Source organism: Alcanivorax sp. HI0083 (assembly GCF_001635175.1).
The window spans coordinates 1-617 of record NZ_LWFX01000113.1; the positions used below are offsets into that span (position 1 = coordinate 1).

A 617-nucleotide genomic window follows, 5' to 3' on the forward strand; every position below is an offset into this window, starting at 1 on the left:
CGCGCAATGTGCAGCAGATGCAGCCATTGCTCATTTCCACCAGTTTCTCTTCCGACCGGTTCAGCGAAACGTTCTGATTGACCAGTGCCGCATCAATGTTGATTTCACTCATGTCGTTGACGATAACGGCAACGCGCAGGCCGCTTCGGTTGTTGAGAATATGGTTGAGGACAGTGGTCTTCCCGGCGCCGAGAAACCCTGACAGCACGGTAACGGGAAGCTGGCGAATGGGGCTGGCTTGCTGACTTGTCATGTTTCTATCCTGTTCGTTGATGAGCATAGTGGCGTTCATTCTGTTCAAGGCGAGCCTTCACCTCGGCACAGTATTCCGTGGTAGGACGGGCCAGCAGCCGCGGCAGACCAATGGGCTCACCGCTGATTTTGCAGTAACCGTAATCCCCGCTTTCCAGCCGCCTCAGGGCAGCACGAATTTTCCCCAGCAAAGCTTGTTCGCGGGCCATAAAGCGTAGCTGATGGCGGCAGCTCTCCTCCTCGACAGCGGCGTCCAATGGGTCTGCCTGGGTCGGTGTATGCAAATTATTTCTGGCGCTGCCGATGTGTTGTTCGCAATCGTGAGCCAGGACAACAAGACGGTTGCGGAAAAACGCCCGCTGGCT

2 protein-coding genes are annotated in these 617 nt (G+C 56.1%); both read right to left on the minus strand.

Annotated features, from left to right (window positions below):
- On the minus strand, positions 1–253 hold a 253-nt coding region (locus A3754_RS01325; RefSeq protein ID WP_304439768.1), incomplete at its 3' end, for a GTP-binding protein.
- Positions 254–257: 4 nt separating this feature from the next.
- A partial coding sequence (locus tag A3754_RS01330) for a TraR/DksA C4-type zinc finger protein (RefSeq protein ID WP_063518655.1) occupies positions 258–617 on the minus strand: 360 nt, incomplete at its 5' end.